Consider the following 20,445-nt stretch of genomic DNA (forward strand, 5'->3'; position numbering starts at 1 on the left):
CGACCTCGATCAGCATAAAAGCGGAGATTATAAGGAAAGAATTTCTCAAAACGACTTTGTTTGACGTGTGCGAATGCGCGCAGTGGCCGTGATTTTCGTGCATTTTGACCTCGTTTTTCGGCAAATTTTAGGTACATTATACCTCAAAAAAGCGCTTAAATTTTATCTATATCGCCTTCTAGTCCGGCATCTACGCGCTTACCGATGTCTTTTAGCTTGCTAAACTCCTCTATCAGCCTCGGTGCGTCATCTAAGCTGATCGCAAACGTCCAAAGATAGGTGAGCACCGAGTAGATGTGGCCCGCGTTTGACTGCTTGCTTGAGAGCAAAAATATCGCTAAACTAAAAATCGCCGCCGCACTCGCGCCGATGATAAAAAAGCTCATCGCCTCTCTGTTTGAGATGCGGATACGAAGCTTTGAAAGTACGTCGTAGTGGCGCTTTAGCGTGCGCTCATCGCCTGTGCTTATGCGTCCTGCCTCGCGCTCTAGCTGGTTGTTTAGCTTTAGATACAAGCGGTCGTTTTTGGCGATGTATTTTGGCAGCAAAATGCCAAAAACCGCGAGCAGAGCAAAAACGGCCAAACCTACGTAGAACTCGATAAACAAAAGCATGATCGCCGAGCCGAAAATCGATACGACCGAGGTGAAAAACACGGGAAAATGCTGCTCGAAAAAATCCACGAATTCGCGAGACAAATTTGCTCTTGCGATTACGGCGCTTTCGTCTTTTGCGGCTCTTTTTTCGTTCATTATCACGCTTACGGCAAGCCCTGCATATATCTTAGTAAACACCTGCGTATCCACGCGCCGCCTAATCGAGCCAAGTCCCCAGCCCACGAATACCATGCATGAGTAGCTAAGTGTCAAAAGCGTATCGCCCGCTACGATGGCGTTTATGGTGATACCTGCGAGCACGGGATAGACGAGAAATAGCCCGTTTTCCGCCAAAACCAGGCTAAATGTCAAGAACAGCTTTTTAAAATTTTTCTTTGCGATGAGCGTTAGCGTCTTAAATGCGCTATTTTGCATAAAAATCCTTCGGTTAAAATCGCGCGGATTTTAGCTGATTTTAAAATTCGCGTCAAATTTTGGAATTTTTGCTGTAATTCTTGACATTACAACAAAATTTGATTATACTTCGCTCATCAGTTGTAAGATATAATATTATAACAAAAAAATCTAAGGAGACAAAGATGTCAAACTACAAGATCGTTTCAACGAAAAGCGAACCAAGAGTCGAGCTAAAAGAAGCTCTAAATTTAAGCGGCTGTGAGCTCTCTATCAACGAGCTTCCGGCAAACGCGAGCGTGCCTTTCGTGCATTCGCACAAGCAAAACGAGGAGCTTTATTTGGTGCTAAAAGGCGGCGGCACGCTTTTTATAGACGGCGAGGAGAAGGTGGTGGGTGAGGGCGACGCGATCCGCATCGATCTGGCTGGCAAGAGATGCTTTAAGGCGGGTGCGCAGGGGATGAAGTTTATCTGTATCCAAACTAAACGCGGTAGCCTGGAGCAGTACACTAACGGCGACGGCGTGATAAACGACGATGTAAAGCCTAGCTGGCTGTAAATTTCGCAAGGCGCGTGGCAAACGCGAGCAAGCAAATAAAATCAAATTTAAAGGAGAAACAATGAAAGTAGCAATCATCGGAGCAAACGGAAAATCAGGTTCAAATTTGGTGCAAGAAGCCCTAAAGCAAGGGCATGACGTAACGGCTATCGTGCGAAACAAAGAGTATAAAAACGGCGACGTAAAAGTCGTTTATAAAGATGTTTTCGAGCTTAGCAAAGCCGATCTAGCGGGCTTTGACGCCGTTATTAGCGCATTTGCGGCATGGACGCCCGAAACGTTCCCTCTTCATAAAAAGGTAGCAAAACACCTAGCAGACGCACTTAGCGGTACGAAAACAAGACTACTAGCCATCGGCGGCGCGGGTACGCTGCTTGTGGATGACAAAGGCACTATGGCTATGGATACGCCCGACTTCCCGCCTGAGTATATGGGCGTGGCAAGGGCGGCTGCGGAGTCGTTTTTTGAACTAAAAACCAAATCTGACGTGCTTTGGACCTACGTCTCGCCTGCCGGAGACTACGACGCAGATGGCGCTCGCACCGGCAAATACGTCCTTGGCAACGATCACGTCATACTAAACTCGCAAAACGAGAGCTATATCAGCTACGCCGATCTTGCGATCGCGATCATTGACGAGCTAAAAAATAGAAATTTCGTGCAAAAACGCTTTACCGCAGTCGGCGAGAGAGCGTGAGTTTAAAATTTTGCGTAATTTAGCTAAAATAACGCCGCACGAAACCAACGTGCGGTTTTTAAATTTAAATCAAGGCCGGTTATGCAAGTAGGTATAAAATTTTCACTCGCGGTTCACATCATGCTCTGCGTCGCGTATTTTCGCGAGGAGAAGGTCACGGGCGATTTCGTCGCCGCAAGCTCGGGGATAAACCCCGCCATCGCGCGTAAGCTGATCTCGCAGCTAAAAAACGCGGCCTTGGTGCTCACGACTGCGGGCGTGGGTGGCATCACGCTAGCTCGCGACGTGCGGCTCATTACGCTTTTAGACATTTACGAGGCGGTGAGCGAGGAGGACGCGATGTTTCGCCTGCACAAAGGCTCGCCTAGCGCCTGCCCTGTGGGCGGCAAGATCGAGGCGGTACTCGCGCCGCGCTTTGCGCGCATTCAGAATGATTTTAAAAAATCCCTATCCGACGTGAGTTTGGCGGATCTTTTGAGCGATCTAGAATAAAGCTAATTAAAATTCTAAATACGCATTTATCTTCCAAACTTGCTCAGATTTCAAGGCTTGCGGGCTAAATTTGTATAAAATTTTACCCGCCCGCCGCGTAAAATTTCGATTTAATTTGATTTAAGATATAATCCTCCTAATTAATTCTAAGGGGAAATTTTGAAATATTTAAAAGCCATATTGCAATTCATCGCAGTTTTTGCTTGCCTTATTTTGTATCTATTCATAAGCGGAAGAGTAGGACTTCATAAATCTCAATCTCACTACACTATTACGATAGGCTCTGATGCTACTAAAGAAGCGGGGCTTGATAAGTATGTAAGCGAAGCGGAGATGCAAAGTTTTGCATTTAGACATTGGGATATAGATTACAATTCAAACCCGAAAAACGTATTTAAAGAACCCGCCATAGACGTAGAGCTAAAAAGGCTTTTAAAAAGCAAGCAAACTGATAAAATTTTAAAATTTATGAAAGATAATAATCTATCCGTCGATCATACTATGCACGGAGGGGTAACGCCCGTGATGTATTCTAGCTTTTGGGATGATACAAATACTACCCAAGAGCTTATAAAACTAGGTGCGGATATACACAAAAAAGACGAATACAAACTATCCGCTATGGCTTATGCGATAGAAAATAATGCTACTAAATCGGTAAGACTGCTTTTAGACAACGGAGTTAAATTTGAAGAGGCGGAGGTCGTTAGAAATAGGCTGCTTCCGCCGAATTATAATCATATAAAATCCCTACAAATAAGTGATGACGGAAATTTTACGTTGATTTATGATACCGACTACCCTATGATTAGTATAGGAGAGCCGAATTATTTCTTTTCATATCTTACGAATACGAATATGTATGAGATAGCAAAGATGGCATTAGAAAGCGGCTACAAGCCATATATTTGGAAATTTCAAAACTCTACGGTGGGTCTAAGGTACGGAAACGATATCAAGAAGGTCGTGCCTGAAGGAATATTAAATGATAAAGCGGAACCGACGGACGGATTTGATATTACCGAATATGATTTTTCATTATATGATACATTTCCGGGCACTCCAAATTACGAACCGATTTTAAAGCTGCTTATGCAGTATAACGTAGGCGGACAACCGAGCCCGGAATTCCTAAAACGAAAATATGATGATTGTCATAGAAACTATATATATAGTTTGGATAGTTATTATAAAATAAACTACGATGCAACTTATTATATACCTAAAAGTGAAATTTCGCTTATAACGACGGTATATTGCAAATATTGCAAAGATGGAAATTCTACATTTAAAGATGTTTATGAATATACGAAATTTGCAAGCGAGTTAAATGAAATGGAAGCGGTATCCATCCATATGTATACCAGAGATAAAGACGGTCGCAAGCTTGATCAGCCGTATAAAGATAATTTAAAAAAGCTAGATAAATATATAGATGAGATCTCATCTGGTGAGATAAAAAATGCAAGAAAAGAATGTCATCAAAACTAAATATTAAGGAGAATAAAATGACAGAAGAAGAGTTAAACTAACACGCTCAAAATTAGCTTTTTGATATAAAGTTAACCCACAAGCTCGGGCTTAAATTTAAACTAGCCCGAGCCAAAACTACAATTTTATCTTCCTAACTTCCAGCTCGCCGCCAAAAAAGTTCGCGTAGTAAAGCAGGTCTTTTTCGACCTCAAGCCCCGCTAGGTAGCGCAGAGCGAGGTTCGCCTCAAAGCTCGCCGCAAACATCACGATCGCAGCCGTTATGCCCGCAGGCGTCGCGTTTAGGCTCGGGAAAAATTTAAAATCCGCATTCTGCACGAAGCAGACTTGGCACTGCCAGCTATCCACCGACGCAAACACCCACGGCACACCTATTTGCTTGGCAAAGGCATCGATCTGCGCGCGCGTGGCGAGATTATCGGTCGCATCCAAAATCAGATCAAATTTCTCGCCCGAGTCTATCGCGCTAGCGAAAAATTCCTCCGCGCGGCTCTTATGCACCTCCACACTCACGCCGTCATAGCGGCTTTCCGTGCGGCTTTTAAAGACGTCCGCTTTAAATTTGCCCTCGTCTGCAAGCGTGAATAAAATTTGCCTGTGGATGTTGTGAAGCGCCACCGTGTCGAAATCCACGACGCTAATCCGCCCGATGCCGCTTGCGCCCAGAGCGTAAGAAAGGCTGCTTCCAAGCCCGCCCGCGCCGATGATTAGGATGCGCTTGTCCGCAAGCGCGCGCTGCGTCTGCTCACCCCAAAGCTGGATCTGCCTGTGAAAGTAGTTCATAAAAGCCCCCTGTTGACTAGATTTTTTCGAAATTTCCACAGCCCGCGTGCTGTAGCGATCTCGTCCGCGTCCACTTCGCACATCAGCACGCCCTCTTCGTTTTTCAGCTCGTTTGCGATCTCGCCGCTAGGGGTTGCGACGAAGCTTTCGCCGTAAAATTTAAACTCGTTCTCGCCGAATTTCGCCTCGCCGATGCGGTTGGCGCGGATGACGTAGAGCGAGTTTGTAAACGCGCGCATCTTCAAAAGCTCGCGCCAGCGCCCGCCGCTTTCAAAGGTCGAAGCGCACGGCACGAGCACGCAGCCGACGTTTTTCTGCATAAAATAGCGCCAAAATACGTCAAAATGCGCCTCGTAGCCGAAACACACGCCGAATTTCACGCCGCCCTCGCTAAAGATCATCGGCGAAATTTTACCAATTTTGCGGCTTTTGCGGTTGGCGAAAAAGCCCTCCTCGTTCCAGTGCGGATAGTCCATCAGGATATTTTGATCGTAAAATTTCACCTCCGAGGGCGAAAATTTCGCGCAGGATTTCACCCAGATGGGCTCGTTTTCGCTCGCGCAAAAGATCTCTTCTTCACTCGCATCTTTTTGGCTTTCGGCTTTTAAATTTGAAGCGTTCGAGTTACTTGGGATTGAAGCGCTTAAATTTAAACCGTCTGCGGAATTTGCGGCTTTGAAATTTAAAGCGTGCGCGCCGCAGGAGTTTGAGCCGCCTTTGAAATTCTGCTCGTTTTTGGAATTTAAAGCGCCTTTAGAATTTGAACCGCCGTTGGAATTTAAATCGCTCTTGGAATTTAGCTCGCCCTTGCAACCATGCTCGCTTTTAAGGCTTGCGGAATTTTCGCCGTCGCAGCGCGCGCTTTTTTGAGCCGCGCCGCCGAAAATGCCCGCCTGCCTCAAAATCGCGCCGCTAGCGGCTCTGATTATCGGTGCTACAATATGTAGGTCGTATTTAGCGGCCAGCCGCGCCATCAGCTCCTGCTTGTGCTCGCTCTGTTCGCACGCGATGGAGCGAGGCATCTTTTTAAGCTCGCTAAAGAAGGAATTTAGCTCATATTCGCCTAGCAGCACGATCCGCGCGCCGTTGTCTTTGGCGACCTTCATATAGTAATCGATCCGATTTTCGCTCATCGAAAGCGTCGGTAGTTGCAAAACGCATACGTTTATCATCGTCGCCTCCTAAGCCTGCTCGGGTGCGTTTATTTCGGCAACCTCGAGTTTGGCGTTTTCTAAAATTTCCTTCGCCTCTTTTAGCAGCGCCACGCCCTGCTTATACAGCTTCACACTCTCTTCTAGGCTTAGATCCTTGTCGTTTAGGCTCTTTAAAAGCGCGTTGATCTTTTCCATTTTTTCCTCGAAACTCTCACTCATCCAAAATCCTTTTTATGATGTAATCAAATTTTTCTATCTCGACCAAAAACGCGTCGTGTCCGTAGTCGCTGTCGATCTGCGCATAGCTCGCGCGATCCTTTTTGCCTAGATCGCTCATCGCATCGTAAATTTCTTTCATCAGCCCCGGCGGAAAGAGCACGTCGCCTTTGAAAGAGATGAGGTGCAGGCGCGATCTGATCTGCGCGCAGGCGTTTTTGAGATTGCCGTAGTGGCGCGTGCAATCAAATATATTCATCATCTTGGCGATGTAAAGATAGCACAGCGGATCGAACCTGCGCGCGAAATTTTCGCCGTTGTATTCAAGGTAACGATCGACCTGAAAGCGCCCGTTAATCTCGTAAAGACCGTCGGTTTCGACGTAGTTGCGTCCAAATTTATCCTGCATCGAGCTTGGGCTTAAAAAACTTATATGCCCCGCCATGCGCCCCACCGCCATGCCGTCAAGTCCGCGCTCGGCGATCAGATTTTTATCGTAGTTGCCGTTTTTGAAGCTCGGATCGCGCAAGATGGCCTCGGTCGCGATCTTATTAAACGCGATCGCCCAAGGCTGCGTAGCGTATGTGCTTGCGAGCACAAAAATTTCATCCGCAAATTCCGGATATTCGATCGCGTAGCACAGCGCCTGCATGCCGCCCAGACTGCCGCCGATAACGGCGCGAACGCGGGCGATGCCGAGACGCTTTAAAAGCATCATCTGCGCGCGCACGACGTCCGAGACGACCACTACGGGAAAGCGCAAGCGGTACTCGCGGCCGCTGCTTTCATCGACATCAAGCGGGCATGTCGAGCCGAACGGCGAAGCTAAGATATTTATGCAGATGACGAAAAATTTCGTCGTATCGACCGCTTTATGATCGCCGATGAGTCCGTCCCACCAGCCAGGTTTAACGTCGCCCTCGTAGAGCCCCGCGGCGTGCGCGGAGCCGGTTAAGGCGTGGCAGATGACGATAACGTTTGATTTGTCCGGATTTAGCTCGCCGTAGGTTTCGTAGGCGAGCTTGAAGTTGGAAAAGACGCGGCCGCTCTCCAGATAAAGCGGCTCGTCGAAATTTTGAATTTTGCTTTGAAGGATCACTGATTTACTCGGTAATTCGGCGCTTCCTGCGTGATGATGACGTCGTGGACGTGGCTTTCTTTAAGTCCTGCACTCGTGATCTCGACGAATTCCGCCTTTTGCTGAAAGGTCGCTATATCCTTGCTGCCGCAGTATCCCATCGAGCTTCGCAAGCCGCCTAACAGCTGAAAGATCACGTCTTTTAGCATGCCCGCGTAAGGTACGCGCCCCTCGACGCCCTCGGGCACGAGCTTTTCTTTTGCGGTGCCGTCTTGAAAGTAGCGATCCGAGCTTCCCTTTTGCATCGCTGCCAAAGAGCCCATGCCGCGGTAGGTTTTGTACTGGCGACCCTGAAACGTAATGAGCTCGCCCGGGGTTTCGTAGCAGCCCGCAAGCAGGCTTCCCATCATCACCGAGCTTGCGCCCGCGGCTAGGGCTTTGGCGATGTCGCCCGAGTATTTGATGCCGCCGTCTGCGATGATCGGAATTCCAAATTTAGCCGCCTCGATCGCGCAATCGTTGATCGCGGTGAATTGCGGCACGCCAACGCCCGCTACGATGCGCGTAGTGCAGATCGAACCCGGGCCGATGCCTACTTTAATCGCGTCTGCTCCTGCGTTTGCGATATCTTTTATGCTGGCGGGGTTTGCGACGTTTCCGACTACTACGTCCACGTCAAAATTTCGCTTCAGCTCCTTAAGCGTGTCGATAATACCTTTGGAGTGTCCGTGCGCGGAGTCCATTACAAGCGCATCTACGCCCGCTTTGACGAGAGCTTCGGCTCTTTGTAGATGACCTACGCTGATCGCCGCGGCGACGCGAAGGCGGCCGAATTTATCTTTATTAGCGCTTGGATATTCGATGCGCTTTTTAAGGTCTTTAATCGTAATAAGCCCCTCTAAATGGCCGTTTGCGTCGATTATCGGAAGCTTTTCTACCTTATTGTTTCTAAAGATTTTCTCCGCATCATCAAGCGTGCAGCCCTTTGGAGCGGTAATTAGCGGAGCTTTGGTCATCTTTTCGCCCACAAGCGCGGCGGTGTCGGTTTCAAAGCGCAGGTCGCGATTGGTTAAAATCCCAATCAGCACGCCGTTATCGTCAATAACGGGAATGCCGCTAATATGGTACTCGCTCATCAGATCGAGCGCGTCTTTGATCGTGGCGTCCTCCTTGATCGAGATAGGGTCTATAATGACGCCACTTTCGCTCTTTTTTACGCGGCGAACCATCTTGGCTTGCGAGTCCTCGTCCATATTTTTATGGATCACGCCGATGCCGCCGAGGCGCGCCATCATTATCGCGGTGCGGTACTCGGTGACCGTATCCATCGCAGCACTCACGAGAGGGGTATTTAGCGTGATATTTTTCGTAAAACTCGTGCTGATATCGACCTCTTTGGGTAAAATTTCAGAGTATTGCGGTACCAACAAAACATCCTCGAAGGTCAGAGCCTTTTTGACGATCCTCATTACTTATCCTTTCACGATTTTTTCTAAACTCAAGCCGCCGTCCAGCACCGCTTGTTCGTCGTAGGCGCGCCCGATGAGCTGCGCGCTGATATTAAGAGCCTCTTTGTTTTTCGCTACCGGCACGGAGATTGCGGGAAGCCCCGCTAAATTTACGCCGATCGTGTAGATGTCGCTAAGATACGCGCGAAGCGGATCGCTAAGCTCGCCGAATTTATACGCCACTCCAGGCGCGATCGGCATAAAGATCAAATCGGCGTCTTTTAAAATTTCCTCATATTCGCTTTTGATGAAAGCCCTTGCTTTCTGTGCTTTGATGTAGTACGCGTCGTAGTAGCCGCTGCTTAGCACGAAGGTGCCTAGAAGCATGCGGCGCTTGACCTCGTCGCCGAAGCCTTCGCCGCGAGTGTTGGCGTAGAGCTCTTTTAAATTTAGAGCCTTCGCGCGGTTTCCGTAGCGCACGCCGTCGTAGCGGCTTAAATTTGCGCTAGCTTCGGCGGTCGCGATGATGTAGTAGGTCGCGATGTCGTATTTGGAGCTGCAAAGATCGCGGTAAACGATCTCATGCCCGAATGATTTTAGCTTTTCTATAGTCGAATTTAGAGCCTCTTTGACCTGCTGCGAGGCTTCGTCCACGTAGTTTTTTATAACGGCGATCTTAAGCTTGCGATCCGCGTTTAGCTTATCCGCGGTGCTTTCGTAAGTGCCCGTGTAGCTCGTGCTGTCCATCTCGTCGCGACCTGCGATGATGTCGTATAAAATCGCCGCATCCTCGACGCTGCGCGTGATCGGTCCTATCTGATCGAGGCTGCTCGAATACGCCGCGAGCCCGTAGCGGCTGACCCTACCGTAGCTCGGCTTAAAGCCTACACAGCCGCAAAATGCCGCCGGCTGGCGGATCGAGCCGCCCGTATCGCTTCCGAGTGCGGCTACGGCGATATTTGCCGCTACTGCTGCCGCGCTTCCGCCGCTACTGCCGCCTGGTACGCGCGAGTGGTCGGTCGGATTGAGAGTTTTGCCGTAGGATGAGCTCTCGGTCGTGCTTCCCATCGCAAACTCGTCCATATTCGTTCGTCCAAACGGCGCCAGGCCGCGCTTCCGTAGCTTTTTGATCACCGTCGCGTCGTATGGCGCAACGTAGCCTTGCAAAATTTTACTCGCCGAGGTGACGCTCCAATCTTTTACCTGAATGTTATCTTTGATCGCGATCGGCACGCCCTCGCCGCTGATGTTTAAAGCCTCGCCCGTGAGCTGCTCGACGTAGGCGCCGAGCTCTTTGGTTTTTAAAATTTTATCCTTTAGCTTCGCTCTAAGCGCCGAAATTTCATCCGCGCTCAGCTTTAGAGCCTCTTTCAAACTTATCATCTGCCATCCTTAAATTTATTCACGAAATAGACCCCCACGCCCGTCGCTACGCAGATCAGCGCGATCGTAAAAAATACGAAGCCGAGACTTATGGGGCTAGCGAGCATGCATGACCTTCGCGCAGCGCGGGCAGAGCTCATCAGGCTCTTTTGCGTTAAATTTCCAGCATCTAGGGCATTTATGTTTAGAGGATTTTATGAGGCGGAAAATTTCGTCGTTTATCTTAAACTCCGCCAGAGCCTCATCGCTTTGCAGAGTGTCCACGTCGCTTACCATGAACCAGTCCGCCACGCCCAGGATGTCGTTTGATAAAATTTCGTTCGAGCTCGTCTGTAAAACCAGCTCAAGCGTCGATTTGATGATATTGTCCTTTTTCAGCGCGTCGATGAGCTCGAAAAATTTCTCTCTCGATTTGATTAAAATTTCGTCGAATTCTAGAAAATCGTCAAATTCTATCGGCTTATATGTCAGATCGAAAACGTCTTCCTTGCCCTCTTTGATGATACGCGGCGCGAACTGCATTACTTCGTCGATCGTGTAGGTTAGCGTAGGCGCGATCAGAGGCAGTAGCGCTCGCGTGATTAGCGCGATCGCGCTTTGCGCGCTTCTGCGGCGCGGCTCGTCGGGTGCGTCGCAGTAGAGCCTGTCTTTGCAGATATCAAGATAAATTCCGCTCAGATCGGCGCTTAAGAAATTTAGTAGCTGATTGAAGCCCTTTGAAAAATCATAGTTTCTAAACGCCGCTTCCGCACCCGCAAAGGCGTTTGCAGCGCGCGTTAGGATCCAGCGGTCGAGCCGCGTAAAATTGCTCGTCTCGATCTCGCCCAGATCGCTGGTGCTTGCGAGCAGAAATCTTATCGTATTGCGGATCTTGCGGTACTGCTCGCTTACCTGCTTTAGGATATTGTCGCTGATCTTTAGATCGGTCGAATAATCGCTCATCGCGACCCACAGGCGTAAAATTTCCACTCCGTGGCTCTTTGCGACCTCTTGCGGATAGACGACGTTTCCGACGGACTTACTCATCTTTTGTCCCTTCTCATCGACGGTAAATCCGTGAGTGAGGATGCTTTTGTACGGCGCGCATTCGTTAATCGCGCAGCTTAGAAGTAGTGAGCTTTGAAACCAGCCGCGGTGTTGGTCGCTGCCCTCAAGATACATATCCGCAGGGAATTTGCCCGCATCGTAGGCGCCGCTTTGCAGCACCGCCTTCCACGTAGAGCCGCTATCGAACCAAACGTCTAAGATGTCCATCACCTTTTCTAAATTTTCAGGCTTATAGCCGCTGTCCTGAGGCAAGAGCTCCGAAATTTCCATCTGCCACCAAGCATCCGCGCCCTTAGCCTTAAAAATTTCGTAGATATTATTTAAAATTTTTTCATCAAAGATCGGCTCTTTGGTGCTTTTGTCGCGGAAAAACGCGATCGGCACGCCCCAGTCCCTCTGGCGCGAGATACACCAATCGGGGCGGTTTTCTATCATCGAGGTAAGGCGGTTGATGCCGCTTTGCGGATAAAATTTAACCTTGCCGATCTGCTCTAGCGCCACCTGACGCAGCGTCTTGCCGCTAGGCATTGGCTCATCCATCGCGATAAACCACTGCTTCGTCGCGCGGTAGATTACCGGCTTGTGCGTACGCCAGCAGTGTGGATAGGAGTGGACGAATTTGCCGGACTTGATAAGCGCGGGGCCTAGAAGCTCTAAAATTTTCTCGTTTGCTTTGAAAATATGCATCCCCACGAACTCATCTACGACGTCTGCGCGGAAGAGTTTTTTGGTTTTAAGAGTTTGATCGAAACAGCCGCCCTCATCCACGGGCATAATCACCTCGATACCGTATTTAAGCCCTACGAAATAATCGTCCTCGCCGTGCCCGGGAGCCGTATGCACGAGCCCGGTACCGCCGTCCATTAAAACGTGCTCGCCGAGGATAAATTTTGAGATTCTATCGTTTAGCGGATTGATCGCGTTTAAGCCCTCAAGCTCGGTAGCCTTAAATTCTTTTACGATCTTGCCCTCGGTGATGCCTAGGCTTACGAGGCTTTCGACCAGAGGTTTTGCAAGGATCAAATTTTCGCTTGTCAGCGCGTAAATTTCATTCGGGTTCAAAGATATTGCGCCGTTTGCAGGCAGCGTCCAAGGCGTGGTCGTCCAGATGACCGCTTTGGCGCCTTTTGCGCCGATTTTGGCGTTCGCTTCACCGCTTAGATCAAACGCCACGAAGATCGAGTAGTCCTCTTTGTCTTTGTATTCGACCTCGGCTTCTGCGAGCGCGCTTTTTGCCGCCCAGCTCCAAAACACGGGCTTTGAGCGCTCGATCAGAATTCCTTTTTTTGCGATTTGGCAGAGCGCCTTGTAAATTTCAGCCTCAAACTCAAATTTTAGCGTCAGATACGGATCGTCCCAGTCGCCCAAAATCCCCATATCTTTAAATTCATTGCGCTGCACGTCGATGAACTCTTTGGCGTGCTGTCTACAAAGCTCGCGGATCTGCACTTTTGAAAGCGATTTTTTCCGCTCGCCTAGTTTGATCTCTACTTGCTGCTCGATCGGCAGGCCGTGGCAGTCCCAGCCCGGCACGTAGCGGATATCCTCGCCGAAGAAATAATGGGTTTTGGTGATGATGTCTTTTAAAATTTTATTCAGCGCATGGCCGATGTGGAGGTGTCCGTTAGCGTACGGAGGGCCGTCGTGGATATTAAAGCTAACGCTTGCGCCCTTGCGCTTAGCCTTCATCTTTTCGTAAATTTTACGCTCATCGTACCATGCCTTAAACCGCGCAGGTTCGTTTTGCGGCAGTGCGCCTCGCATCGCAAAATCCGTAGTAGGAAGAAAGAGAGTATCTTTGTAGTCCATATTTATACCTTTTCGTGTCTTAAAAAATTTGTGAAGTTTATCCAAAACGCCATTAAAAAGCTCTGAAAGAGCAGTCTGCGTTTATGCTATAATGTGCGAAAATTTAATGAGGGTCTTTATGAAAAATATCATCCTTGTAATCGGCGAGGAGATCCGCTATGACGCGGCTTTGATGAGCTATATTTCTCGCAGCTACGAACGTGTTTTTGGGCGGATGGACGATCTGAAATTCTTAAGCGAAAACGATAAGGTTTTGCCCTTCGCGCTTGAAAAGATGATCGATTCGTACGATTTTATCACGATCTTTGCGGCAAACTCCGCTTACGCGGTCGTCGGTAAAATTTTATCGACACTCTCTTTCGATTCGCTCGAGCTAAAAAACGGAGAAACCCTAGCTCCCTCGATGGCGCACACGGTGGCGAAAAACAGCTTCCTACTAAATGTCAGAGGCTGCTCGGTAAACGTGATCAAGGCGCTTTGCTTGCAGAGCCTGCCGCCGATCCTTCAAGACGCGCCGAGCGCGGGCGAGAGCTTTTATCTATTTGATTGCGAATACGAAAGCGTAAAGCAGCGCCTAGAAAGCCTCGCGATCAGTTATAAAATTTCGCTTACGATCAGTAGGCCCTGCTCCTTTTTGCTGCTAGTGCGCGCCAGTGCGATGAAATTCGGAGCGCTGGATGCGTTTTTACAAAGCGTCGGCAAGTATTATGAGAGCTGCTACATCGAAGGCGGCGATTTTATGGGCTTTGTGGTGGATAGACTGCGCGAAATAGGCGCTAAGATCACCTTTGCCGAAAGCTGCACCGCAGGGCTCATCGCCGCAAAATTCGGCGCAGTCGCGGGCGTGAGCGACGTTTTTGACGGCTCGCTCGTAAGCTACGCCAACGAGATAAAAAATCTCTGGCTCAACGTAGGCGAAGATACGCTCGCTCGCTACGGCGCGGTCAGCGCGCAGACCGTGGGCGAGATGCTGGAGGGCGCGCTGCAAAGCAGCGGGGCGAGCTTCGCTCTTGCAGTAAGCGGTATCGCAGGCCCTGGCGGCGGAAGCGCGCAAAAGCCCGTAGGGACGGTCTTTATCGGCGCGAAGGAGCAGGGCGGCAAACAGATCGTCGGGGAATTTCATCTAAAAGGCGATCGAAACTACATCCGCGAACAAAGCGCGGATATCGCTATCTGCTTGCTTTTGAAGCTTAGAAGCGATCTGTTTTTCGGGCGGCTTCCGAGCGCGATTGCTAGGGATGAAATTTAAAGGAGCAGATTTTGAAAAGACGAATTTCGAAAGGGTGCGGGCGCGATTCGGCGCAGAATTTTATCCGAGCTAGCGGCGAACGGGGCTTTGAGCGAGAGCAAAATTTGGTTTTAGCCGGCAGCGGGCGAAATTTTACTTCGGCATGCGGCTGGCAGAATTTTATTCGGGCTAGCGACGGGCAAAATTTTATCTCAGCGCGGGGCGGACTAAATTTTATCTCGGCGGGTCGCGCTAGAAATTTTAGCTTTATAAGTGCGGCGCGAAATTTTACTTTAGCGCTAGTCGCAGCGTGCGTTTTGGGCGGCTGCGACGGCGGATCGGACGGACAAGATCGCGAACAAAGCACGCGTTCGGAACAGAATTTTAGCGCGGGTAATCAAGGGCAAAATTTTAATAAAAGCGCGGATAGCTCAGGGCAAAGCTCCACGCAAAATTCTACGCAAAGCTCTATACGAGGCTCCGCGCCGCAGGGTTTTGAGCGCAAGCGAAACTCCGATCTAAACTCTACGATAGACGAGCTTGCAAACGATGCTAAAGTTTTGGGCGAGGCCTTGCAAAATTTGCAGAAAAAGGCGCCCGAAGCGCTGAACGATTTTGCCGCTCGTAACGCCGAGAAAATAGACGATCTGCTTAAGCAGGGCGAGGCGGCGGTGCGCGAGGCGGGCAAAAACCTTGATCAGATGGGGCAAAGCCTGCAAGGAATTATAAAAGATGCAAACGATAGCCTAGGCAAGGTCTTGGAGGGCTTTGGCGTGCAGCCTAGACAGGAGCATCGCGGTGGGCGTTCGCAGGAAAGCGGCGAGTCTCCGAAAGAGCGCAAGGATCGCTTGGAGTCTGATGACGGGAGCAGCGGACAAAGCTTTAGAATTTAAGCACGGCTAAATTTCGCTTAAATTTGTTTGTTGTGGCGAATGCTCGCAGAGAAACGATGCTAAATTTTATTAAATTTACTCGGCGCGGCGGTTTCGTTAAAATTTTGCTCGGACGGCGGTTTAAAATTTTGCGTGCAAGCCGCGAGCCTTGTTAAATTTCATCATCTTTCGGCGCGGGCTTTTTTAAAATCTCATCCTCTTGGCGTAAGATTTTTTAAATTTTATCTTTTTGCGGCATGCGCGTTACGGCGTGCGGGGATTTTTTGCGTTGCGCAATTTCGGTTTTTAAAAATCCGCGCAAGGCCGCTTCACGCCCCGCGCTCGGGCGCTAAATTCTACGCGCCCCGATCGGGACACGTCCGATCCAAACCGCTTTTCCTTGCTCGCTAAATTTATAGCGTCCGCGCAAAACAGCGGCGAGCCGTGCAGCACGAGCGTCCGCGCCGTCCTGTTAAATTTAAAATTTTACGCACAGCTTTAAATTTATGCGGCTGCTTCGTCCTCCGCATCCGCTTCGCTAAATTTTAAATTTACGCGACTATTTCATAGTCCGTGGCGCTTCTTAAAATTTTAAATTTACGCTTCGTATCCGCTCCGCCGCCCGCCGCGGGTAAAATTTCAAAATTCCGCATGCCGCCGCGGGTAAAATTTTAAAATCCCGTCCGCGCTTCGTATGCGAACTCAAATGAAATTTCAAGCAAAATTCCGCGTCTAAATTTGAGCTCAGCTCTTAAATTTTAAAATTTTATCAGAGATTTTTTTATACAATTACGGCTGAAATTCGGCCTAAAAAAGGAGAGGGAATGTATAAGCTAAAGCATCTTCTTAGCGCGCAGGATCTGAGCCGCGAGGACATCTACGACTTTATAGATCTAGCGCGCGAGTTTAAAGCGCTCAACCGCTCTGACGTCAAAAAATCCGACTCGCTTCGCGGCAAGACGGTCATCAACGCGTTTTTCGAAAACTCCACCCGCACCCGCACGAGCTTTGAGATCGCAGCCAAGCGCCTGGGCGCGGACAGCGTAAATTTCACCGCTGCGGACAGCAGCACGAAAAAGGGCGAGACGCTGATCGACACCATCAGAAATATGCAGGCGATGCGCACGGATATCTTTGTGCTGCGCCACAGCTGCTCGGGCGCGGCGAAATTCGTCGCAGCCAACTGCGACGCATCGATCGTAAATGCGGGCGACGGGCTGAACGAGCATCCGAGCCAGGCGCTGCTGGATCTTTTTACGATAAGCGAGCATAAGGGCAGGATCGAGAATTTAAACGTCGCGATCATCGGCGATATATTTCGCTCGCGTGTGGCTAGAAGCGACATCTGGGCGATGCAAAAGCTCGGCATAAACGTGCGGCTCTTCGGCCCTCCGATGATGCTGCGCGACTGCGACGCGTTCGGCTGCCCGATATGCAAAAGCGTGGAGGAGGCGATCGAGGGTGCCGATGTCATCATCATGCTTAGAATTCAGCTTGAGCGGCAAGACGGCGAGCCGAGCTTCCCGAGCGTGCGCGAGTACTCGAAATTTTTCGGACTTACCGCGAGGCGCATGCAAGCGGCAAAAGAGGGCGTTATGATAATGCACCCCGGTCCGATCAATCGCGGCGTGGAGATTAACTCCGACGTAGCCGACGATCCGCGCTATAGCTGCGTTTTGGATCAGGTAGAAAACGGCGAGGCGATGCGAATGGCGATACTTCATACGATAAATTTAAACAGGAGCGCACGATGAAAATTTTGATAAAAAACGGCACGATCGTTAATTGGGGCGGTAGCGAGGAGGCGAACGTCCTGATCGAGGGCGATAAAATTTCAAAGATCACGCGCGAGTGTCCCGCCGCAGACCGCGTCATAGACGCTGCGGGCAAGCTCGTGATGCCGGGGCTTATCGATATGCACGTGCATTTTAGAGACCCCGGGCTCGAATACAAAGACGACGTCATCAGCGGCAGCGAAACTGCGGTTGCAGGCGGCGTGACGACTTGCCTTCCGATGGCAAATACCAAACCCGTAAACGACAACTCAAGCATCACGCGCGCGATGATCGCCAAGGCCAAGGCGCGCGGGCTTATCGATCTGCTGCCCATAGGCGCGATTTCCCAGGACTGCAAGGGTGCAAAGATCGTCGAGATGGGCGATATGCTCGAGGCGGGCTGCGTGGCTTTCAGTGACGATGGGCTGCCAGTGACCGACAGCTCCGTGATGCGACAGGCGCTCGAATACTCCGCTCACTTCGGCTCATTCGTGATAAATCACAGCGAGGATTGCTCGCTATGCCACGGCGGCGTGATGAACGAGGGTAAGGTCAGCGCGATCCTCGGTCTAAAGGGGATGGCGAGCGAAAAAGAGGAGATCATGATCGCGCGCGATCTGCTACTTGCCAAAAAGACTGGCGGGCACATCCACATCGCGCACGTAAGCTCGGCGTGGTCGCTAAAGCTCATTGAGCAGGCTAAGCGCGAGGGCATCCGCGTCACCTGCGAGGCTACGCCGCATCACTTCACCTTCGACGAGCGCGAGCTGATGGGATACGATACGAATTTTAAAATGTCGCCGCCGCTTCGCACTCAAAGCGATGTGCAGGCGATCAGAGAGGCGCTTAAAAGCGGTCTGATCGACGCTATCGTGACCGATCACGCGCCGCACAACACCGACGATAAATTCGTAGAATTTGATCACGCGCCGTTTGGAATTTTAGGGCTTCAAACCCTCGTGCCGCTTACGCTGCGGCTCGTAGAGCAGGGCGTCATCGGCCTTGAAGACATGGTGCGCCTCTGCTCGTTTAACCCGGCTAAAATTCTAAATTTAAAGGACAAGGGCGAGATTAAAGAGGGCTTTTTAGCCGACGTCGCGATCATCGATCCGCAGATTTCCTACGTATACGACGAGGCGCTAAATAAGTCCAAATCGCGCAACTCGCCGCTTTTCGGCAAGCAGCTTACGGGCGCCGCGGTTTGCACGATCAAAAGCGGCCGCGTGGTCTATGAGTTTCCAAACGTCGTAGCGTAGGGCGCTTGCGACGTATGGCTTGCGATCGGCGGCTTGCGGGCAGAGCTTGCGAGTGGTAGCTTGCCGACGAGCGGTATTCGTAGCGCAAATGGTGCTATTGCTTAATTTTAAATTTAGCTAGTTTGGACGCAACGGTTTGCTTTTAAAATTTTGCGGTGCGATCGGTTTATTTTAAATTTGGCGGCAGCGTAGGCGCAGCGACTTGTCTTTAAAATTTCATAGCGCGAGCGCTGTTGAAATTTCTTTAAAGCGGTTTGTCGTTTTAGGAGTGCGCGTAAATTTAACGCACATCGCCTTGTCTGTGCCGCTCGTAGATTTCGGCTTCGGAATTTTATCCGTGCCCGTGCGCGAGCTGCTCTAAATTTATAACGGCATCTTTTTCGATACGGCGGCTGTTTTTAAAATTTCATGTTCGCGGCGGTTGAGAATTCTATCTTTGCGCAGATTTGTTTTTGCTTCACGCGCAAATTTTATCGTGATTAAATTTGTCGCTAAGGCGCAAAATTTTAAAATTTTGCCGCGCTAGCTTTTGGTGCGGAGCATAAATAATCCGCTGCATGAACGGGAGTGATCTAAATTAAAGGATATCTATGAATGGCGAAATATATCTCTCGTGTGCGCTATGTGTCGCGCTAAAATCAGCTCTGCGCGGCAATCCTAAGCCACTGCCGCAAGATCAAAAATATATAAAATATTTAAATTTTGAGTTTGCGAAGGAGCATTTCCGCACCGCAGAGGGTGTGAGCCGCGCAGCGCAGGACGGCGTAAACGACACAAGTAAAGCTGCGGAACAAAAAGATGCGTACGGCGCAGTGCAAAGCAGTGCGACGGACAAAGTTATCGATAGCGGCGGCGCAGCAGAGCAAAAGCGCGCGAACAGCAAAGAAGCGGCAAATGCAAAAGCGGCTAGTAAAAAAGGCGCCGACGAAAGCACGAGCTCGTCGTTTCTGCAAAAGGCGCATAAATTTTTTACCGAGCAAGTCGCGCAAAAAGCGCGCGAGGATGAGCCAATCTACGCGCAGCGGCGTTGGATAGAGCAGTGCCTAAAGTTCGGTTTGAAGGATGCGAGGCTTAGTATTCCAACTTTCGCAAAAAATAGAGCGCTTTTGGGCTTTTCGGGGATGAACGTAAACGGCATCGTTTGCCGCTTTGAGGACTTTAACGGCGTTTTTACGCCTGATTGGAAATACGATCGCGACAAAAAGGCTTGGCGCGTGAAATACGTCGAGCGTCTTTGGCGCGGGATGCCGTGGGATGCGCTAAACGCGCGCGATAATAGCGCAGAATTCGGGAATGTTTTAGTGCAAATCAGGGATTTTGCGAGCAAGATAGGCTACGAAAACTTCGCGCAGACGTTTGATAATGCGCTTAAGACGCTGCGGGGCGAAGTCGCTGTGGGCGAGTATTACGCCGTTTCGTTTGCAGCGCTGCCGCAGCCGAGCTTGAGGGCGTTTGCCGCGGCGGGGATCGCCGATGTATTCGGTGCGATGGGCTCTTGGGACGATGAGCCGCCGTCTATGGCGCAAGAAATAGGGCTCGGGGGCGAATACGACCGCCTCTCGGACGAGCTCTTGGCGCAGAAAAACTTAGCGATTTTGTTTGCGATAAACGGCTGGTAGGGCTTTGGCACGGAGTAAGAAAGTTCGTGCCTATTTTTAGGCAATTATAAAACCTTCTTTTTTAGCATTTTCATAAAGTTCGTATAAAATCTTAGATTGCTTTACGGATGGAAGAGCTATATATCCATTCACAACTTTTTCTAAAATATTCATTTGCTTCATAGGTATTTGGTGCCTTATTTCATCTTTTTCATAATATTTTAAAATCTTATCCCAATCTTTAAATTTGACGACAAACGATTGAACTTCTATTTCATCGTCAAGTTTCTTATCTTTCCTGGCTTCTTTTTTTATATATTTTTCTTCTTCTGCGTTACTTAGATTTTCATCGTCGAATTCTAAGTTTAATTCGATATTTTTTATATTATCCCAACATAATTTTTTCTTGCACCATTGGCCTATATTTGCATTACCTTCTGGTGGGTTAGTTATACTAGTATAAATTTTGCTGGCAACTATAGAGATTATATTTTCTAAATTATTGGATATTTTTTGCTCATCCCATATCCTAGAGAAATTTAAAAATA

The 20,445-nt window shown here is 49.5% G+C and carries 19 protein-coding genes; 10 read left to right on the forward strand and 9 right to left on the reverse strand.

Translation table 11 applies throughout. The annotated features are described in order from the left end of the window. Nucleotides 1–155: 155 nt before the first annotated feature. Entirely contained in the window at nt 156–1,031 is an 876-nt protein-coding gene (locus Q0101_RS02785; RefSeq protein WP_297942106.1) for an ABC transporter six-transmembrane domain-containing protein, read from the reverse strand. A gap of 164 nt (nt 1,032–1,195) precedes the next feature. On the opposite strand from Q0101_RS02785, the gene Q0101_RS02790 reads away from it, so the two are divergent. From Q0101_RS02790 to Q0101_RS02805, 4 genes are all read left to right on the forward strand, one after another. Then, complete coding sequence (locus Q0101_RS02790; RefSeq protein WP_297942108.1) at nt 1,196–1,570, forward strand: cupin domain-containing protein; 375 nt, start codon at nt 1,196–1,198, stop codon at nt 1,568–1,570. Between the two features lie 61 nt (nt 1,571–1,631). Further along, nucleotides 1,632–2,267, forward strand: coding sequence for an NAD(P)-dependent oxidoreductase (locus Q0101_RS02795; protein WP_297942110.1), 636 nt, complete (start codon nt 1,632–1,634; stop codon nt 2,265–2,267). A gap of 81 nt (nt 2,268–2,348) precedes the next feature. Then, complete coding sequence (locus Q0101_RS02800) at nt 2,349–2,759, forward strand: Rrf2 family transcriptional regulator (protein WP_297942112.1); 411 nt, start codon at nt 2,349–2,351, stop codon at nt 2,757–2,759. A gap of 159 nt (nt 2,760–2,918) precedes the next feature. Then, nucleotides 2,919–4,250, forward strand: coding sequence for an ankyrin repeat domain-containing protein (locus Q0101_RS02805; protein WP_297942114.1), 1,332 nt, complete (start codon nt 2,919–2,921; stop codon nt 4,248–4,250). 117 nt (nt 4,251–4,367) lie between these two features. Here the strand turns inward: Q0101_RS02805 and Q0101_RS02810 are convergent, their stop codons facing one another. The 7 genes from Q0101_RS02810 to ileS all read right to left on the reverse strand — a co-directional run bounded on the left by Q0101_RS02810 (nt 4,368) and on the right by ileS (nt 13,168). Beyond that, the gene (locus Q0101_RS02810; RefSeq protein WP_297942115.1) at nt 4,368–5,033 is read right to left on the reverse strand and encodes a ThiF family adenylyltransferase; all 666 of its coding nucleotides are present in this window, start codon (nt 5,031–5,033) and stop codon (nt 4,368–4,370) included. After that, nucleotides 5,030–6,205, reverse strand: a complete 1,176-nt coding sequence (locus Q0101_RS02815) for a carbon-nitrogen hydrolase family protein (protein WP_297942118.1) — start codon at nt 6,203–6,205, stop codon at nt 5,030–5,032. Before Q0101_RS02815 ends, Q0101_RS02810 begins: the two co-directional genes overlap by 4 nt. Nucleotides 6,206–6,214: 9 nt before the next feature. Beyond that, on the reverse strand, nt 6,215–6,406 hold the full coding sequence (xseB, locus tag Q0101_RS02820; RefSeq protein WP_297942120.1) for an exodeoxyribonuclease VII small subunit: 192 nt from the start codon (nt 6,404–6,406) through the stop codon (nt 6,215–6,217). Further along, complete coding sequence (locus tag Q0101_RS02825; protein WP_297942123.1) at nt 6,399–7,502, reverse strand: homoserine O-acetyltransferase; 1,104 nt, start codon at nt 7,500–7,502, stop codon at nt 6,399–6,401. Before Q0101_RS02825 ends, xseB begins: the two co-directional genes overlap by 8 nt. Further along, nucleotides 7,499–8,950, reverse strand: coding sequence for an IMP dehydrogenase (gene guaB / locus Q0101_RS02830; protein WP_297942125.1), 1,452 nt, complete (start codon nt 8,948–8,950; stop codon nt 7,499–7,501). Before guaB ends, Q0101_RS02825 begins: the two co-directional genes overlap by 4 nt. A gap of 3 nt (nt 8,951–8,953) precedes the next feature. After that, the gene (gene gatA / locus Q0101_RS02835; protein ID WP_297942128.1) at nt 8,954–10,312 is read right to left on the reverse strand and encodes an Asp-tRNA(Asn)/Glu-tRNA(Gln) amidotransferase subunit GatA; all 1,359 of its coding nucleotides are present in this window, start codon (nt 10,310–10,312) and stop codon (nt 8,954–8,956) included. Between the two features lie 96 nt (nt 10,313–10,408). Then, nucleotides 10,409–13,168 (reverse strand): isoleucine--tRNA ligase, encoded by a 2,760-nt coding sequence (gene ileS, locus Q0101_RS02840; protein ID WP_297942130.1) that lies wholly within the window; start codon nt 13,166–13,168, stop codon nt 10,409–10,411. A gap of 118 nt (nt 13,169–13,286) precedes the next feature. On the opposite strand from ileS, the gene Q0101_RS02845 reads away from it, so the two are divergent. From Q0101_RS02845 to Q0101_RS02870, 6 genes are all read left to right on the forward strand, one after another. Continuing rightward, nucleotides 13,287–14,417 carry a CinA family protein gene (locus Q0101_RS02845; RefSeq protein ID WP_297942132.1) on the forward strand — a complete coding sequence of 377 codons (1,131 nt, stop codon included), beginning with the start codon at nt 13,287–13,289 and terminating at the stop codon, nt 14,415–14,417. Between the two features lie 11 nt (nt 14,418–14,428). Next, nucleotides 14,429–15,289 (forward strand): hypothetical protein, encoded by an 861-nt coding sequence (locus Q0101_RS02850; protein WP_297942135.1) that lies wholly within the window; start codon nt 14,429–14,431, stop codon nt 15,287–15,289. A gap of 803 nt (nt 15,290–16,092) precedes the next feature. Then, nucleotides 16,093–17,022 carry an aspartate carbamoyltransferase catalytic subunit gene (locus Q0101_RS02855; RefSeq protein WP_297893734.1) on the forward strand — a complete coding sequence of 310 codons (930 nt, stop codon included), beginning with the start codon at nt 16,093–16,095 and terminating at the stop codon, nt 17,020–17,022. Continuing rightward, nucleotides 17,019–18,299, forward strand: a complete 1,281-nt coding sequence (locus Q0101_RS02860) for a dihydroorotase (protein ID WP_297942137.1) — start codon at nt 17,019–17,021, stop codon at nt 18,297–18,299. Before Q0101_RS02855 ends, Q0101_RS02860 begins: the two co-directional genes overlap by 4 nt. Before the next feature lie 202 nt (nt 18,300–18,501). Further along, on the forward strand, nt 18,502–18,660 hold the full coding sequence (locus tag Q0101_RS02865; protein WP_297942140.1) for a hypothetical protein: 159 nt from the start codon (nt 18,502–18,504) through the stop codon (nt 18,658–18,660). Between the two features lie 229 nt (nt 18,661–18,889). Further along, nucleotides 18,890–19,918 carry a hypothetical protein gene (locus tag Q0101_RS02870; protein ID WP_297942143.1) on the forward strand — a complete coding sequence of 343 codons (1,029 nt, stop codon included), beginning with the start codon at nt 18,890–18,892 and terminating at the stop codon, nt 19,916–19,918. Nucleotides 19,919–19,954: 36 nt separating this feature from the next. Here the strand turns inward: Q0101_RS02870 and Q0101_RS02875 are convergent. Then, on the reverse strand, nt 19,955–20,445 hold a 491-nt coding region (locus tag Q0101_RS02875; RefSeq protein ID WP_297942145.1), incomplete at its 5' end, for a hypothetical protein.

Source organism: uncultured Campylobacter sp. (genome assembly GCF_937921625.1).
Taxonomy (GTDB): Bacteria; Campylobacterota; Campylobacteria; order Campylobacterales; family Campylobacteraceae; genus Campylobacter_B.

Bases quoted from the DNA above. Each gene is read 5' to 3' on its own strand.
- Q0101_RS02785 (WP_297942106.1), bottom strand. From the start codon at position 1,031: ATGCAAAATAGCGCATTTAAGACGCTAACGCTCATCGCAAAGAAAAAT.
- Q0101_RS02790 (WP_297942108.1), top strand. From the start codon at position 1,196: ATGTCAAACTACAAGATCGTTTCAACGAAAAGCGAACCAAGAGTCGAG.
- Q0101_RS02795 (WP_297942110.1), top strand. From the start codon at position 1,632: ATGAAAGTAGCAATCATCGGAGCAAACGGAAAATCAGGTTCAAATTTG.
- Q0101_RS02800 (WP_297942112.1), top strand. From the start codon at position 2,349: ATGCAAGTAGGTATAAAATTTTCACTCGCGGTTCACATCATGCTCTGC.
- Q0101_RS02810 (WP_297942115.1), bottom strand. From the start codon at position 5,033: ATGAACTACTTTCACAGGCAGATCCAGCTTTGGGGTGAGCAGACGCAG.
- Q0101_RS02815 (WP_297942118.1), bottom strand. From the start codon at position 6,205: ATGATAAACGTATGCGTTTTGCAACTACCGACGCTTTCGATGAGCGAA.
- xseB (WP_297942120.1), bottom strand. From the start codon at position 6,406: ATGAGTGAGAGTTTCGAGGAAAAAATGGAAAAGATCAACGCGCTTTTA.
- guaB (WP_297942125.1), bottom strand. From the start codon at position 8,950: ATGAGGATCGTCAAAAAGGCTCTGACCTTCGAGGATGTTTTGTTGGTA.
- gatA (WP_297942128.1), bottom strand. From the start codon at position 10,312: ATGATAAGTTTGAAAGAGGCTCTAAAGCTGAGCGCGGATGAAATTTCG.
- ileS (WP_297942130.1), bottom strand. From the start codon at position 13,168: ATGGACTACAAAGATACTCTCTTTCTTCCTACTACGGATTTTGCGATG.
- Q0101_RS02845 (WP_297942132.1), top strand. From the start codon at position 13,287: ATGAAAAATATCATCCTTGTAATCGGCGAGGAGATCCGCTATGACGCG.
- Q0101_RS02855 (WP_297893734.1), top strand. From the start codon at position 16,093: ATGTATAAGCTAAAGCATCTTCTTAGCGCGCAGGATCTGAGCCGCGAG.
- Q0101_RS02860 (WP_297942137.1), top strand. From the start codon at position 17,019: ATGAAAATTTTGATAAAAAACGGCACGATCGTTAATTGGGGCGGTAGC.
- Q0101_RS02870 (WP_297942143.1), top strand. From the start codon at position 18,890: ATGAATGGCGAAATATATCTCTCGTGTGCGCTATGTGTCGCGCTAAAA.